This window comes from Ruegeria meonggei, from assembly GCF_900172215.1.
In the GTDB taxonomy this organism is placed as follows: Bacteria; Pseudomonadota; Alphaproteobacteria; order Rhodobacterales; family Rhodobacteraceae; genus Ruegeria; species Ruegeria meonggei.
This window is the reverse complement of record NZ_FWFP01000001.1, coordinates 272,923-288,336: the sequence shown is the minus strand read 5'-3', so window position 1 is coordinate 288,336 and position 15,414 is coordinate 272,923. Positions and strand designations below refer to the sequence as shown.

The 15,414-nt window shown below is 57.9% G+C and carries 13 protein-coding genes; 8 read left to right on the top strand and 5 right to left on the bottom strand.

What is annotated here, in order from left to right; all coding sequences use genetic code 11:
• The first annotated feature begins 2 nt into the window (after positions 1-2).
• From RUM8411_RS01410 to RUM8411_RS01385, 6 genes are all read left to right on the top strand, one after another.
• Positions 3-1,223 (top strand): N-acetylmuramoyl-L-alanine amidase, encoded by a 1,221-nt coding sequence (locus RUM8411_RS01410; protein ID WP_085820846.1) that lies wholly within the window; start codon positions 3-5, stop codon positions 1,221-1,223.
• Positions 1,224-1,318: 95 nt separating this feature from the next.
• Positions 1,319-3,808, top strand: coding sequence for a penicillin-binding protein 1A (locus RUM8411_RS01405; protein WP_085820845.1), 2,490 nt, complete (start codon positions 1,319-1,321; stop codon positions 3,806-3,808).
• A 92-nt stretch (positions 3,809-3,900) separates the two neighbouring features.
• On the top strand, positions 3,901-5,028 hold the full coding sequence (gene prfB, locus RUM8411_RS01400) for a peptide chain release factor 2 (protein WP_085820844.1): 1,128 nt from the start codon (positions 3,901-3,903) through the stop codon (positions 5,026-5,028).
• 20 nt (positions 5,029-5,048) lie between these two features.
• The gene (locus RUM8411_RS01395) at positions 5,049-5,735 is read left to right on the top strand and encodes a M50 family metallopeptidase (protein WP_306372811.1); all 687 of its coding nucleotides are present in this window, start codon (positions 5,049-5,051) and stop codon (positions 5,733-5,735) included.
• Between the two features lie 108 nt (positions 5,736-5,843).
• A complete protein-coding gene (locus tag RUM8411_RS01390; RefSeq protein ID WP_085820843.1) occupies positions 5,844-7,238 on the top strand; it encodes an amidase in 1,395 nt (464 codons plus the stop codon).
• A gap of 31 nt (positions 7,239-7,269) precedes the next feature.
• Positions 7,270-8,052, top strand: a complete 783-nt coding sequence (locus RUM8411_RS01385; RefSeq protein WP_085820842.1) for a DUF2189 domain-containing protein — start codon at positions 7,270-7,272, stop codon at positions 8,050-8,052.
• A gap of 2 nt (positions 8,053-8,054) precedes the next feature.
• Here RUM8411_RS01385 and RUM8411_RS01380 read toward each other — a convergent pair whose 3' ends face one another.
• The 3 genes from RUM8411_RS01380 to RUM8411_RS01370 all read right to left on the bottom strand — a co-directional run bounded on the left by RUM8411_RS01380 (position 8,055) and on the right by RUM8411_RS01370 (position 11,475).
• Entirely contained in the window at positions 8,055-8,807 is a 753-nt protein-coding gene (locus tag RUM8411_RS01380; protein ID WP_085820841.1) for a helix-turn-helix domain-containing protein, read from the bottom strand.
• A gap of 289 nt (positions 8,808-9,096) precedes the next feature.
• The gene (ilvN, locus tag RUM8411_RS01375) at positions 9,097-9,657 is read right to left on the bottom strand and encodes an acetolactate synthase small subunit (RefSeq protein WP_085820840.1); all 561 of its coding nucleotides are present in this window, start codon (positions 9,655-9,657) and stop codon (positions 9,097-9,099) included.
• 66 nt (positions 9,658-9,723) lie between these two features.
• On the bottom strand, positions 9,724-11,475 hold the full coding sequence (locus RUM8411_RS01370; protein ID WP_085820839.1) for an acetolactate synthase 3 large subunit: 1,752 nt from the start codon (positions 11,473-11,475) through the stop codon (positions 9,724-9,726).
• A 425-nt stretch (positions 11,476-11,900) separates the two neighbouring features.
• On the opposite strand from RUM8411_RS01370, the gene RUM8411_RS01365 reads away from it, so the two are divergent.
• Positions 11,901-12,746 (top strand): HalD/BesD family halogenase, encoded by an 846-nt coding sequence (locus RUM8411_RS01365; RefSeq protein ID WP_085820838.1) that lies wholly within the window; start codon positions 11,901-11,903, stop codon positions 12,744-12,746.
• Between the two features lie 49 nt (positions 12,747-12,795).
• Positions 12,796-13,179 carry a bleomycin resistance protein gene (locus tag RUM8411_RS01360; RefSeq protein WP_085820837.1) on the top strand — a complete coding sequence of 128 codons (384 nt, stop codon included), beginning with the start codon at positions 12,796-12,798 and terminating at the stop codon, positions 13,177-13,179.
• A gap of 80 nt (positions 13,180-13,259) precedes the next feature.
• On the opposite strand, the gene RUM8411_RS01355 is transcribed toward RUM8411_RS01360, so the two are convergent.
• Complete coding sequence (locus RUM8411_RS01355) at positions 13,260-13,907, bottom strand: response regulator transcription factor (RefSeq protein ID WP_085820836.1); 648 nt, start codon at positions 13,905-13,907, stop codon at positions 13,260-13,262.
• Positions 13,904-15,337 (bottom strand): cache domain-containing protein, encoded by a 1,434-nt coding sequence (locus RUM8411_RS01350; protein WP_085821075.1) that lies wholly within the window; start codon positions 15,335-15,337, stop codon positions 13,904-13,906. Before RUM8411_RS01350 ends, RUM8411_RS01355 begins: the two co-directional genes overlap by 4 nt.
• Positions 15,338-15,414 lie beyond the last annotated feature (77 nt).

Genomic DNA, 15,414 nt, shown 5'->3' with positions numbered 1-15,414 from the left:
CCATGAGCAGAATTTTCTATGCTATCGCGCTGATCTGGGCGCTGACCGGTGCTGCCTTCGCGCATGATTTCAGCGCATTGGCACGGGTTTTGCCGGACGAAAGCCGCATTACTGATGAGGGCCGCGCCGGAGTACGGCTGGACCTTGGCCTTAGCCAGGGCGTGCCGTACCGGGTGTTCACCCTGCGTGATCCCTACCGCATGGTTCTGGACTTCCAAGAGGTCGACTGGACCGGTCTGGACAGCGAGGCCTTCCTGCAGACCGACCGTATCAGCGGCGTGCAATTCGGAGCTTATGTCCCGGGATGGTCGCGCATGGTACTGGAACTTGGGGCCCCTCTGGCCGTTGGCGCGGCTGATCTGAGGGTGGATCAGGACACTGGCGCGGCGCGGCTGTCCCTGCGATTGCAGGGAACGGATTTTGACACGTTCGCGGCCAGCGCAGGTGCCCCACGTCAGCCGGATTGGGATCTGCCCGAACCTGCGGTCACGCCCATCATGCCCGGTACAAATAGCACGAGCGTGCTGCGCGTTATGCTTGATCCAGGCCATGGCGGGATCGATCCGGGGGCCGAGGTTGATGGCACGGACGAAAAAACCCTGATGCTGACATTTGCCCGCGAACTGCGCGAATTGCTGCTGCGCACGGGCGGGTATCAGGTGGTGATGACCCGGGTCGATGATCAGTTCGTCTCGCTGGAACGCCGCATCGCGCTGGCGCACCGGGCCGGGGCGGATATCTTTATCTCACTGCACGCGGATATCCTGTCCGAAGGGCGCGCGCATGGGGCGGCGGTTTATACGCTGTCGGATGAGGCTTCGGACGTCGCCAGCCACAAACTGGCCGAGCGTCACGACCGGGGCGATCTGATTTCCGGCGTCGATCTGAGCGGCGCAGACGATCAGGTGGCTGATGTTTTGCTGGATATCGCCCGACAAGAAACCAAACCACGCACCGATGCGCTGGCGCGGGCGCTGGCCGATGGGATGACCCAGCAGGGTGGGCCGATGAATAACCGTCCGATCCGTACGGCTTCATTTTCGGTACTAAAAGCGGCGGATATCCCGTCGGTTTTGGTTGAACTTGGGTTTCTGTCCAGCCCCAGAGATCTGAAAAATATACGAAATCCAGAATGGCGTGCAGGAATGGCGCGCGGACTTGTCAGTGGTTTGGAAAATTGGCGACGCGAAGATCTGGTCAAACGATCCCTGATTGGACAGTGACCCCACGGCGCAAACAGGCTATTATTGGCCATCGTGTTTTGACCCTGTGCCGCGGCGACACTATATAGGCGGCAGCGCGAGTAAAAGGCAGTAACGTGATCCGTTTCATTCTTTCGATTTTCGGGGCGATCTTCAGCCTCGTGACCTTGGGTATTTTTATGGCTGCGCTGGTGGTTGGCGCAGTGTTCTGGATGTATGGCCGTGACTTGCCAAGCCATGAGTCGCTGGCGCAATACAAGCCGCCGACGATCAGCCGGATTTACTCTGGTGAGGGGCAGCTGATCGACGAATTTGCGCAGGAACGCCGCCTGTTCACCCCGTCCGAGGACATTCCCGATCTGGTGAAACAGGCCTTTATCTCGGCCGAAGACAAGAATTTCTACACCCATCAGGGCTATGATCCGCGCGGCATTATCGCAGCAGGGGTTGATGCTGTCCGATCCAAAGGGGAAACCGTTCGGGGTGCCTCGACCATCACCCAGCAGGTGATGAAGAACTTCCTGCTGTCGGGGGATCGCCGGGCTGAACGCAAGATCAAAGAGATCATCCTCGCCACCCGGCTTGAGGATACGCTGGACAAGGAACAGATTCTCGAACTTTACATGAACGAGATTTTTCTTGGCCAGAACTCTTACGGGGTGACCGCCGCTGCGCAGACCTATTTCAACAAAACGTTGCAGGAACTGGCCCCGCATGAGGCCGCAACTCTGGCGGCTATGCCCAAAGCCCCGTCGGATTATCATCCAGTGCGGCAACGCGAGCGGCTGCTGGCGCGGCGGGATTATGTTCTGCGCGAGATGAACCAGAACGGTTACATCGATCAGGCCACTTATGAGGCCGAAGTCGAGATGCCTCTCCGCTCGGTTCAGAATGGTGATTTTGAAAGCTTCCGCACCGCGCTGCCGCCACGTGACTATTTCACCGACGAAATCCGCCGCCAGCTGAGCGAAGATTTCGGCGAGGGTGAGTTCTTTACTGGCGGCTTTACCGTCCGCGCCTCGGTCGATGAGGAAATGCAGGTCGAAGCGGCCCGTGCGCTGCGAGAAGCCTTGCAGAAATATGACCGCTCTCGCGGCAAATGGCGCGGCACCGGAGAGGTAATCCCCGAAGAGAAGCTGGGCGATGAATCGCAGTGGCGCGAGGCACTGGCGATTATGGAAATCCCCCGCGACGTGATTCTTCCGACGCTGTGGTATCCAGCCGTGGTTCTGAACGTGTCAGAGCAGTCTCTGACCGTCGGGATCGAGGACGGTCCGGCAAATGGCGTCATCCCCCGGTCTGACATCAAGTGGATGCAGGGCGATTTCGGTGCCAATTTCAAACGCGGCGATGTCATTCTGGCGTTGGCTGCGGAAGAGGGGCAGTGGTCTGCGCGTCAAATCCCCGAAGTGCAGGGTGGTTTCGTTGCAATGGACGTGAACTCGGGCCGGGTTCTGGCCATGCAGGGCGGGTTTTCATATCAGGACACGGTTTTCAACCGCGCCACGCAGGCGCAGCGCCAGCCGGGTTCCAGTTTTAAGCCTTTCGTTTACGCAGCTGCACTGGACAGTGGCTATAGCCCCGCGACCATCGTAGTCGACGCCCCGATCGAGGTGGACACACCGCAGGGCCTGTGGCGGCCCAAGAACTCGTCAAACAAGTTCTATGGCCCCACACCGCTGCGCACCGGGATCGAACAGTCGCGGAACTTGATGACCATCCGACTGGCACAAGAGGTCACGATGCCCGTTGTGGCCGGTTATGCCGAACGGTTCGGAGTGTATGACAGGATGGGCGCATTCCTGGCGAACTCGCTGGGATCCGAAGAGACCACGCTGTACAAAATGGTCGCTGCCTATGCGATGTTCGCCAATGGCGGCGAGCGGGTTGAACCCACCTTGGTCGACCGCATTCAGGACCGGTTTGGCAAGACGATTTATCGTCATGATGACCGCCAGTGCCTGGATTGTAATTCGACTTGGCTGGAGCCGGACGAGTCGCCAACCATCGAGACCAACCGCAGCCAGGTAATGGACGCGATCACCGCGTATCAGCTGACGTCGATGATGAAGGGCGTCGTGGATCGCGGCACAGCATCCCGCGTGGTCAACCTGCCTGTGCCCACTGCGGGCAAGACCGGCACCACCAACGAATCCAAGGACGCGTGGTTCATCGGATTCACATCGAACATCGTTGCGGGCTGTTACATCGGCTACGACCGCCCCCGTCCGATGGGTCGGGGGGCCTATGGCGGTACCCTGTGCGGACCGGTGTTCCAGAGCTTTATGGAACAGGCGGTCGAGAAATACGGCGGTGGCCCATTTGAAGTGCCGGAAGGTGGCCATTTTATAAAGATCGACCGTTTCAGCGGCGCCCGCCTGCCAGCTGATGCCAGCGGAGATTACGTTGTCGCCGAATACTTCCGCGACGGCGTCGATGGCTTTATCGACCGTATCTATGACGGAGGCTTTGCTGTCGGCTCGGAACTGCCGCTGTTCGAAGAGGTGCAAAGTTCAGGCCGGCAGGTCCAGACCTCGACTGGCAACACCGTCACGGTTGGACCGAACGCCAATCAGGGTGACCTGCAAGGCGGCGGCCTTTACTGATCAGACAACCGGGTTTCGGGTCTCCGCTGTCTTGTGGTGACGGGAACCTCTTGCTATCACGCAGACCTGATTGAGCAATTTGGGACCTGAACATGCGCGCCGAAACCCAGAATACCGTGGCGGAAATTGAAAAGTCGCTGGAGCTGCTGGCGCAGCGTATGGACTATGAAACCGCCCCGCATCGCCTTGAGGAATTCAACGCGCGTGTCGAGGACCCCAACCTGTGGGACAGCCCCGAGAAAGCGCAAAAACTGATGCGCGAACGGCAGATGCTGGTCGACGCGATTGAAATCTACGAGTCCATCAAGACCGATCTGAGCGACAATATCGAACTGATCGAACTGGGTGAGATGGAAGAGGACGAAGAGGTCGTCACCGACGCCGAGGATGCCATCAAAAAACTGGGTGCCAAAGCCGCCAAGAAAGAGCTTGAAGCCTTGTTGGATGGTGAAGCCGACAGCAACGATACCTTCCTCGAGATCAACTCGGGCGCAGGTGGGACTGAAAGCTGTGACTGGGCCTCGATACTGGCGCGTATGTATGTGCGCTGGGCCGAGAAAAAGGGCTATACGGTCGAGCTGCAATCCGAGACCTCGGGCGAAGAGGCGGGGATCAAATCAGCCGCCTATAAGATTTCGGGTCACAACGCCTATGGCTGGCTGAAATCCGAAAGCGGCGTGCATCGGTTGGTGCGGATTTCGCCCTTTGACTCGGCGGCCAAGCGGCATACCTCGTTCAGTTCGGTCTGGGTGTATCCCGTGGTCGATGACAATATCGAGATTGAGGTCAACCCGGCGGATATCCGCATCGATACTTATCGGTCGTCGGGCGCGGGCGGTCAGCACGTGAACACGACGGATTCAGCAGTACGGATCACACATATTCCGACCGGAATCGTCGTGACCAGCTCGGTCAAGTCGCAGCACCAAAACCGCGATATCGCCATGAAGGCGCTGAAATCACGCCTGTACCAGCAAGAGCTGGATCGCCGCCACGCCGACATCAACGCGGCGCATGAGGCCAAGGGCGATGCGGGTTGGGGCAACCAAATCCGGTCTTATGTCTTGCAGCCGTATCAGATGGTCAAAGACTTGCGTACCAATCACGAGACCTCGGACACAAAGGGCGTTCTGGATGGTGATCTGGACGAATTCATGGCGGCCACGCTGGCCTTGAACGTATCGGGCAAAAGCCGCTCTGAGGCACAGGGCGAAGTCTGATAGCAGTTTCGCGCGTACCCTTGCTGAACCTGATCAAAGGCCATTGGCAGCTCATTGCGATTGTTGTGCTGGTGTTCTTATTCTGGCCCACAAGGATTGTGCTACCGCTGAAGATACTAGTTGTTTTTATGCATGAGTTGTCGCACGCAATCGCGATTGTTCTGACCGGCGGGTCGGTGGAAAGCTTCACGATATCTCCGCAACAGGGCGGTCTTGTCATTGGTCGCGGCGGAAACAGGTTTCTGAGCTTGTCTGCCGGTTATCTCGGATCACTGGCGCTTGGGATAGGTCTTTTAGTCATAGCTTTGCGTACGCACTGGGATCGCGCGGTACTTGGCGGTTTTGGTGGCATCATGCTGTTGGTGACATTACTTTACGTCCGTGACCTTTTTGCGATGACGTTTTGTGTGGGCGTTGGTGCGGCTATGCTTGCCATGGCGTGGTTTCTGGGCCGCCCCTTGTGCGATCTGGTTTTGCGGGTCATTGGGCTGACCAGTATGATTTACGTTCCTTACGATATATTCGACGACACGATCCGGCGCTCGGGCATACGTTCGGACGCCTATATGCTGGCCGAGGAATTCGGCGGAGCGACCATGCTGTGGGGCGGTGCGTGGCTGGTGCTGAGCATCCTTTCGATCTTTCTGTGCCTGAGGTTTTTTCTTGGGCGCAACAGCAACTTGCGATTTGACTTCAACGCAAAGTGACGCCGGACGAAACTGGCACAAAGATGTATTCACACTGTAGGTTTAAATGGCGATGAGCCCCGGTTAGGCTGCGCGTAAAAGACTGACACACCAGCTGATGGAACGCGTATGGATCTGAGCCAGACAACCGCAAGTGATTTGTTGAACGCGATGTCCGACGGGCGTCTCTCGGCGGTCGAGCTGATGCAAATGACCCTTGATCGGATTGATGCGGTCAACGGTGCGCTGAACGCCGTTGTTGCATTGCGCGACAGGGACGCGTTAATGGCCGAAGCACGCGCCTTGGATGCCGGGCCGAAGGTTGGTCCCTTGCATGGTTTGCCTATTGCCGTGAAGGATTTGGTAAATGTCGCGGGCATCGTATCGTCGCAAGGTTCGCCGATCTTTCAGGATAACGTGCCGCAACAAGACGATCTGATTGCGCAGCGGATGCGGGCCGCTGGCGCGATTCTGATTGGCAAAACCAATACGCCCGAATTCGGGCTGGGTTCACATACGTTCAACCCGGTCTATGGCACGACCTGTAACCCGTACGATCCGGAGCGGACATGTGGCGGGTCATCCGGCGGGGCGGCGGTGGCGCTGGCGACCGGCATGGTTGCCCTGGCCGACGGGTCCGACATGATGGGCAGCCTGCGCAATCCGGCTGCCTGGAACAATGTCTACGGGTTTCGTCCCAGCTGGGGGCGGGTTCCGTCCGAGCCTGATGGCGATGGCTACCTGCATCAACTCAGCACGCTTGGCCCAATGGCGCGGAGCCCGGAAGATTTGGGCCTTTTGCTGGATGTGATGTCGGGGCCTGATCCAAGGCACCCTCACGGGGTGCCATACGCGCCGGTTACGCCCGTTCAACCTGCCGAGATGCGGGGATTGCGGATCGGCTGGCTGGATGACTGGGGCGGGGCCTTTCCTTTCGAGGATGGAATACGCGACCTGTGTCGGGATGCGTTGTCTGTGTTCACCGAACTTGGGGCTGAGGTTGATCACCTCGCGCCGCCGTTTGAGGCCGAGCGGATGTGGGACAGTTGGGTTACCCTGCGATCATGGAGCATTGCTGCAAACCTCGTCCCGTTGAGCGAGCATCGGTCGGCGCTGAAAGATACCGCACAATGGGAGCTGGATCGCGGCCTGGCCTTGACGGCTATGCAAGTCCATCGCGCAAGTGTTGAAAGATCCCAGTGGTTTCGGCGCGCGGTTGAAGTGTTCGAAGAGTATGACGCCCTGATCCTGCCGTCAGCACAGGTTTGGCCGTTTGAAATCGAAACGCCGTACCCAACTGAAATCGCAGGCAAAAGAATGGATACTTACCATCGTTGGATGCAGGTCGTTGTTCCAGCCAGTCTGATCGGTTTGCCCAGTTTGTCGGTTCCCGTTGGATTCGGGGCCTATGGCCTTCCGATGGGCATGCAGGTTATTGGTCCGCAAGGCGCGGATGCGCGCATTTTGTCGATTGGGGCTGCATATCATGCTTCTACAAGGTGGCCACAAAAACGACCGGCCTGACGGCAGCGCCGGGTAAGAGAGGAGAGACGTCATGGATAAGCAATTTGGCGTTCCGGAGATGGGGCCGGTAGATGTCGGAATGCTGCGCGAAGCCTTGCGGCGGGCGTGGCGTGATTTTCGCAAAGCACCGATTTACGGACTATTGATCGCTGGCTTTTTTGTCTTGTCCGGTTGGGCCATGGCCTGGGTGACGGTGCAGACCGGCACGACGTTTTGGCTGGTCCTTGCAGCCATCGGCTTTCCGCTGCTTGGGCCCTTCGCAGTTGTAGAGTTGTATGAGGTTTCTCACCGGTTGGAGCTTGGGGAGCCGCTTGGCCTCAGGTCAATTTTTGGGGTCATGGTGCAGCAAGGCCGCCGTCAGCTTCCCTCGATCTGTGCGATCATCGTGGTGATGTTTTTATTCTGGTTCTTTCTAGGGCACATGATCTTTGCCCTGTTCATGGGGCTGTCAACGATGACCAATGTGTCATCGTCTCTTGATGTATTTTTGACGGCGAACGGGTTGACGATGCTGGTCGTAGGTACAGCCGTAGGGGCAGTGTTTGCGACGGTCCTGTATATGATTACCGTTCTGTCGATCCCGATGTTGCTGGATCGCGAACTGGATTTCGTGACAGCCATGATCGCCAGTTTTGGCTATGTCAAAGAAAACCCGATGATCATGCTGGGGTGGGGCGCGTTTATCGCGGTCATAACCTTTGTGGCCATGATCCCGTGGTTTTTAGGACTGTTCATCGTATTACCGCTGCTGGGCCATGCCAGCTGGCATTTGTATCGGCTGATTACACAGGCCAGCGACCAGACCCAGGCATAGCATTACCCAACGGGCTGCGGTGCTGGGCGTTCCGAATGCCGGGCTGTGCGCGCGGCCGCAAGGACTGCGCCTGGGTCCTCGCCAAGATGGCGCAGAAGAATGCGCCGCATCGTTGTCGCACTGGCCGTTGTTTTGGACAGGCAGATGGCGACGCCACGCCAGCGATCAGCGTTTTCATCCGTCCCGCGTGTCACCAGGTAGATACGGCTGTTTTGTGAAGCTCGGCAGGACATCAGGATATAGATCTGCCGACCGGCACAGGCGGCGATGCCCTGTATTTCGCGCTCGGCGGGGGGAAGGCCGGGCATGACCGGGTGGGGTTCATATCCCCGAACGATCGTGCACTGCGGCAACCGGCGGGCCTGAAACAGCCTGTGTCTAGAGGGCTGAGGCTCGTCCAGCTCGGTTTCGGTGGCGTAATAGAATCCAGCCGGAAAAAGGTTTTCGGTCAGCGTGGTCGGGCCGGAGCCCAGAAAATCACTCAGAGCCGCAGCCGCCGGGTGCGCCGGGGCACGGTCGATCTCATCCAAAGGGCGCAGCAGAATGCGGGCGTCGACCTCGAAAAAACGGCAGATGCGATCCAGCACATCGGGCCGCGGAAAGCTCTCGCCGCCAAGATACCTGTTGAATTGAGTCCGATTGATCCCAAGCTGCCGGCAGAGTTCTGAAACTGACGAATACTGCTGTGCAAGACGCCTGAGATTGGCGCCGAACATCCTGCGGAGTTCAGCAGGGTTGCGGATGTCTCTAGTCATGTTCGTCCCAGGTTCTTGATACTCGTTTTTTATGAAAAACGCAGCAAAACCGACCGGAAGGCCGAGTATGCGTCAAAAATCGTACTGCTGACACTGACGGGCGCATCCCATCGCCTCGTCACACCCAAAGGCTAACGACCAGTGCAACAAAGGCAATAGGCTTTATCTTGTTTTGCGTGATCTTTTTCGGCTGAATTGTACAATAAGCACTCAAGGTGGGCAATTTCAGACGCTGTCCTGCGTAAGACAGGGCGTGTGTCCCCACCCTTGTTACAGGGTGGGGAGGTTCTTATTCACCGCGCAACAGGGCGGCAACACCGGTCCGGGCGATCTCGACCAGCCCCAGAGGGCGCATTAGGTCAGCAAAGGCGTCGATCTTGTCGGGCGCACCGGTGATTTCAAAGATGAATGAGTTCAGCGTGCTATCGACCACATTGGCGCGAAAGATGTCGGCCAGCCGCAGCGCTTCGACCCGCTTGTCGCCTTCGCCAACAACCTTGATGATCGCCAGTTCTCGCTCAACCGAGTCCCCTTCAACGGTTAGATCATGCACATCGCGCACTGATACGATCCGGCCCAGCTGCGCCTTGATCTGTTCGATCACCTGCGGGGTGCCGGTGGTAACTATGGTAATGCGGCTGAGGTGACCGGTATGGTCTACCTCGGCGACGGTCAGGCTTTCGATGTTATAGCCACGGCCCGAGAACAGACCGATGACACGGGCCAGAACACCCGGCTCGTTCTCGACCAGAACCGCGATTGTATGGCGTTCCTGCACGTCCGAGAATGTGGGGCGTAGGTTATAGGCCGAATGGCGGGTGGAGCCTTTTTTGATGTGTAGGGCAGACATTTATGTCCCTTTCGTCAACTTGAAGTGCCAGGCGCGTCAGCGCCCGACAAAATTCGTCGAATATTGTTAGACCAGAACCGATCCTTTAGAGTCGATCACGCCCTGCGTTTCGGCTTCGCCCAGCAACATCTCGTTATGCGCCTTACCTGACGGGATCATGGGGAAGCAGTTCTCGTGCTTTTCGACCAGGCAGTCAAAGATCACCGGACCGTCATAATTGATCATCTCCATGATCGCATCGTCCAGATCAGCCGGGTCGGAACACAGGATGCCCTTTGCGCCAAATGCCTCGGCGAGTTTGACGAAATCGGGCAGGGCCTCGGACCAGGAATGCGAATAGCGCTCGCCATGCAGCAGTTCCTGCCACTGGCGCACCATGCCCAGCCGTTCATTGTTCAGGATGAACTGTTTGACCGGCAAGCGATACTGCGCGGCGGTGCCCATTTCCTGCATGTTCATCAGCCACGAGGCCTCACCCGCCACATTGATCACCAGTGCGTCCGGGTGCGCCATCTGAACGCCGATGGAGGCCGGGAAACCATAGCCCATCGTGCCCAGCCCGCCGGACGTCATCCAGCGGTTCGGATCTTCGAAGTCAAGATACTGCGCGGCCCACATCTGGTGTTGCCCCACTTCAGTGCAGATATAGCGATCATGCTTTTTGGTGAGTTCCTCAAGCCGCTCCAGCGCGTATTGCGGTTTGATGGTCTTTTCGCTGTTGGTGTAGGCCAGGCAGTTCACCTTGCGCCATTCAGAAATTTGACCCTGCCACTGCTTGACGTTCGCCACGTCAGTCTTGCGTCCGCGCGCTTTCCAGACCTTCAGGATGTCTTCCAGCACATGGGCCACGTCGCCGACAATCGGGATGTCCACGCGGATCACCTTGTTGATCGAGGATGGGTCGATGTCGATATGGGCCTTTTTCGAATTGGGCGAGAAAGCATCGATCCGTCCAGTGATCCGGTCATCGAAACGCGCACCGATATTGATCATAAGGTCGCAATCATGCATCGCCAGATTGGCCTCATAAAGACCGTGCATGCCCAGCATACCCAACCAGTTCTCGCCCGATGCCGGATAGGCCCCAAGGCCCATCAGGGTCGAGGTGATGGGAAAGCCGGTCGCATCGACCAACTCGCGCAGCAATTGACTGGCAGCAGGTCCGGAATTGATGACGCCGCCACCCGTATAGAAGACAGGTTTCTTGGTGGTCTCAATCGCGGCAACCAATTCAGTGATTTCTTCCAGATCGCCTTTCAGCACCGGCTGATAATGCGAGGTCGATGGCTTGGGCGAAGTATATTCACCCGAGGCGAACTGCACGTCCTTGGGAATGTCGACCAGCACCGGACCAGGGCGGCCCGAAGTGGCGACATGAAAAGCCTCATGCATCGTTCCGGCCAGCGAATCCGTGTCCTTCACCAGCCAGTTATGCTTGGTGCAGGGGCGGGTGATGCCGACGGTATCGGCCTCTTGAAACGCGTCCGAGCCGATCATGAAGGTGGGCACCTGGCCGGTCAGAACCACAATCGGGATCGAATCCAACAGCGCATCTGTCAGGCCGGTCACCGCGTTGGTGGCACCAGGGCCCGAGGTCACAAGCGCCACACCAGGTTTGCCGGTCGAGCGGGCATAGCCTTCGGCGGCATGGACCGCGCCCTGTTCGTGACGCACCAGAATATGGCGAATGTCATTTTGCAGAAAGATCTCATCATAGATCGGTAGGACGGCGCCACCGGGGTATCCGAATACCGTGTCCACGCCCTGATCCTTGAGGGCCTGAACTACCATTTTTGCGCCGGTCATCTCACGTGTCATCTGCTTTGCTCCGTTCGCGACATGTGTCTTGCATTTCGCATAAAAAAAGCCCCCGAGATTTTCGGAGGCGCATGGGTTCGATTATGGTTTACCGTCACCGGCCCATGCGCGTGGTTCCTACGATTACGACTAGCGTTCTCATCGCCAGAGGCTCCTTTTTAGCTTGAAGGCGACATTATGGTCGGGAAAAGGGGGCGTCAACAGCCAATTGCACCAATTTTCTAACCTGAGGGATGAATTTTGCGACATTTTATTGCGCAGATTGACGCATGTTGGGAATTTCCGCGAATTTGATGGGGTTTTAGGCGCATCAGCTCCAGTTGCGGAGTGGTCCGAATGCGTCAGCGCAATGTCCAAAACTGACAAGAGAAGCATGTAGGCCTGAGTCACGCTGATCCTGAACGCACAGGTGACGGAGGTGGATTATGCTGACGGATTTGGTAGATCTGGGTCGCTATCCGATCGATCGACCGGGCTCGCGGGCTTATGGTCAGATGATTGCGGATGTGCGACGGGACCTGGATCAGGATGGGTGCGCGGTCTTGCAGGGTTTTGTGCATGAGGCCGGGTTAGAGGTTCTGGTGCGCGAGGCCGATGCTGTCGCACCGCGGGCGCACCGGTCGTTCAACCAAACAAACGCCTATTTCACCAAGGACGATCCCCGGTACGGGGTGGGTCATCCGATCCGCCGCTTCTATGACCGCTCTAATGCCTTTGTACCGGCGGATAACTTCCCAAAATCCAGCCCGTTGCGCCGTATCTATGAGTATGAGGGCTTTATGCCTTTTGTGCGCGCGGCCCTGAACGAGCCCGAGGATCGGTTCTTTCGATACGATGATCCGCTTGCCGATGTCATCATCAACGTGGTCGAAGAAGGGCAGGGGTTTCCATGGCACTTTGACACCAACAATTACACCGTAACGCTCGCCATTCAGAACGGAGAGGCGGGCGGTATGTTTGAATATGTGCCGAACCTGCGCAGCGCTGAGGATGAGAACTTCAATAACGTAGCCTCGGTTCTGGATGGCAACCGGGCCGGGGTGTGGGAACTGGAACTACAGCCGGGCGATCTGCAGATATTCAAAGGCAGGTATGCTCTGCATCGGGTGGCGCCGGTGGAAGGTCGGCGCAAACGCTATGTCGGCATATTCTCATTTGTTGAGGCCGAGGGGATGTGCGGCGGGGTTGAGCGCACACGTCAGCTTTATGGGCGGGTGTTGCCGCACCATCACGACCGCGAGGGGCTGAGAAAAGATCAACTGCTGGATTGAAATCTGCTAGGCTGAAGCGCGACGACACTTCTAAAAGCCGGAGGGTCCAGTGCCTCGTATTTTGCAGCTTACGCCTTTTGTTTTGTGTTCTTCCCTGCAGAAGCAGATTGAATTCTATTGCGACCGCCTGGGATTTTCCTGCGGCTTTACGCAGGACAATTACGCGTTCTTGTCAAAGGGCCCGGCGGCCATAAGGCTGCTGGAATGCCCGCCCCGAGATGACGGACGGCCCTTGGGGGACGACCAGTCATTCTACATAGATGTCGAGGGGCTCGACGATTTGTACGAGACTTTGCGGCCCGGTTTGGCCGATCTGCCCGAGGGCCGCGTGCGTCCGCCGTTTGATCAGCCCTATCAACAGCGCGAATTTCACCTCATCGACGAAGATGGTGCTTTGGTGTTCTTTGGCGAGGGTATCAGCCCGCGAGGATAGGTTCTCCCGCCCGGTGCCGATGCGCCTGCGGCGCAACTCCTCCGGTTGGGCCGGGCAGCGCTGCGCGCTGCGGATCGGGTTCAGAAGCTGTGTCCGGTGCCCTGTAGCACCCCGTGTTCCAACGCATAGCGAGTCAAGCCCGCCGTTGAGGAAATCCCCAGTTTGCGCTTGATGTTCTTGCGGTGGGTTTCCACCGTTCGGACCGAGATTTCGAGAGCCAGCGCGACCTCTTTGTTGGATTTTCCCTGTGCCAATTCCAGCAGGATCGTCTGTTCGCGCCCGGTCAGCGCTTCGCGCGTGTTGCCGCCTTTGGGCTGCAGAGACCCGCTGGCCCCGGTGCAGAGATATTGCTCACCCCGCATCACAGCGTCGATCGCTTGTCTGATCTCGTCGGTTTGGACGTCCTTGAGTACATATCCCTTGGCGCCGTGGCTTAGCGCGGTCGAGATGTATTCGGGGCTGTCATGCATGGACAGGATCAGCACGCGGGTGTCGGGCAGGCGTTCCAGAATGATCTCGGTCGCGCTGAGCCCGCCAAGGCCCGGCATGTTCAAATCCATCAGGATGACATCCGGGGACAGATTGGCCACCTGATCCACGGCGTCCTGCCCGCTGCTAAGCGTCCCGACAATTTCGATGTCGTCATAGCTTTCAAGGATCGATTGAATCCCTTCGGCCACCATCGGGTGGTCGTCTACGATAAGGACCCGGATCGTCTTCGCGCTCATGTTCCGGCCTTTCGGTTTGGCGTTGAATCTTCGTGTGGCGACAGCAAATGACTGAGAGGCAGGCTGGCCTCGATCACTGTGCCGCTGCGTGGGCCGCGTGATGACAGAATGCGCAGCGATCCGTCAAGTTGTTCGATGCGTTCTTCCATGTTGCGCAGTCCGATCCCGGTTGCGACCTGATCCGGACCGCTGGGCAGTCCCTGACCGTTGTCGGTGATACGCATGGTTGCACCTTTCTTGTGACCGCGCAGGTCAATTGTGACACGGGTCGCGCCGGAATGGCGTTCAATATTGGTCAGCGCCTCTTGTGCGATCCGGTAAAGGGCGATCTTGCTGTCTTGATCCAGCCGGTTGCGAAACACAACGGTCGAGAACTCGGTCTCTATCCCGGTGCGTTCCCGGAAATCGTCGGTCAGAGCCTTCAGAGCAGGGCCGAGGCCCAAATCGTCCAGCACACCAGGACGCAGGTCTCGGCTGATGCGACGCACCTCGGTGATGGCGGTAGCAAGGTGGTCGATCCCCTTGCCCAGCGGATCGCGTGCACCATCCTCCTCTCCACGTTCAAGTTTGCGTCGCGCATTGTCCAGCGCGTAGCGCACCCCGACAAGGATCTGGCTGATCCCATCATGCAGCTCACGCGCAACGCGACCGCGCTCTTCCTCTTGCGCGTCGAACACGCGCTGGGTCAGCTCCTTGAGCTTGGCATCCGCCAGCCTGCGCTCGCGAAAGTTCAGCAGCATTCCCGAGGCAAAGACGATCAGGACCGCCGCAAGAACAATGCCGCCGATATACATGAATGTGCGTTGCACGCGGGCTTCAACCTCGGCGCGGGCATTGGCGACGGTGGCCACGATATCGTCAATGAAGACGCCGGTGCCGACGGCCCATCTCCAGTCCTGAAGGCCCACGACATAGGCGATCATCTGTGCCTCTTCCCCGGTCGAGGGTTTTTGCCACATGAAGCTGTGCCAACCCGCCCCTTGCCGGGCAAGGGCGATGAATTCATCCACAATCGGCGTGCCGTCACTGTCGGTCAGACCTTCCCAGTTGCGGTTGATAAATTCGGTCTGACGCGGGCTGACCAGATTGTTACCGTCATAATCATAGACAAAAAAGAACCCATCTTTTCCGTAAATCATGGCCGACAGGATCTGGGTCACCAGGTTTTGGGCAACCTTATCATCCGGAGAGGCGCGCCCATAGATATAGGCAAACCCGTTCCGGGCCTGCGTGACGTAGTTGCGAAGTTCGTCTTTCTTGGCTTCGATCAACCGGCGTTCCAGCGCCTGAATCTCACGCTCGGCCGTGGCGCGGGATTGATAGGCCACCAGCAGTGCAATGGCAGCCACCGCAACAACCAGCGGAATCGCCGCAACCAGCGACAATTTCTGGCCGTAGGTCAGCGAAATCAGATTTCGGAATCCCCTCATGGTCGAATCGATACGCAAGCCCGCAGGAAATTGCAAAATTTTTGGACGTTTCGGACTGAATAGGGGCCGATGTTCAT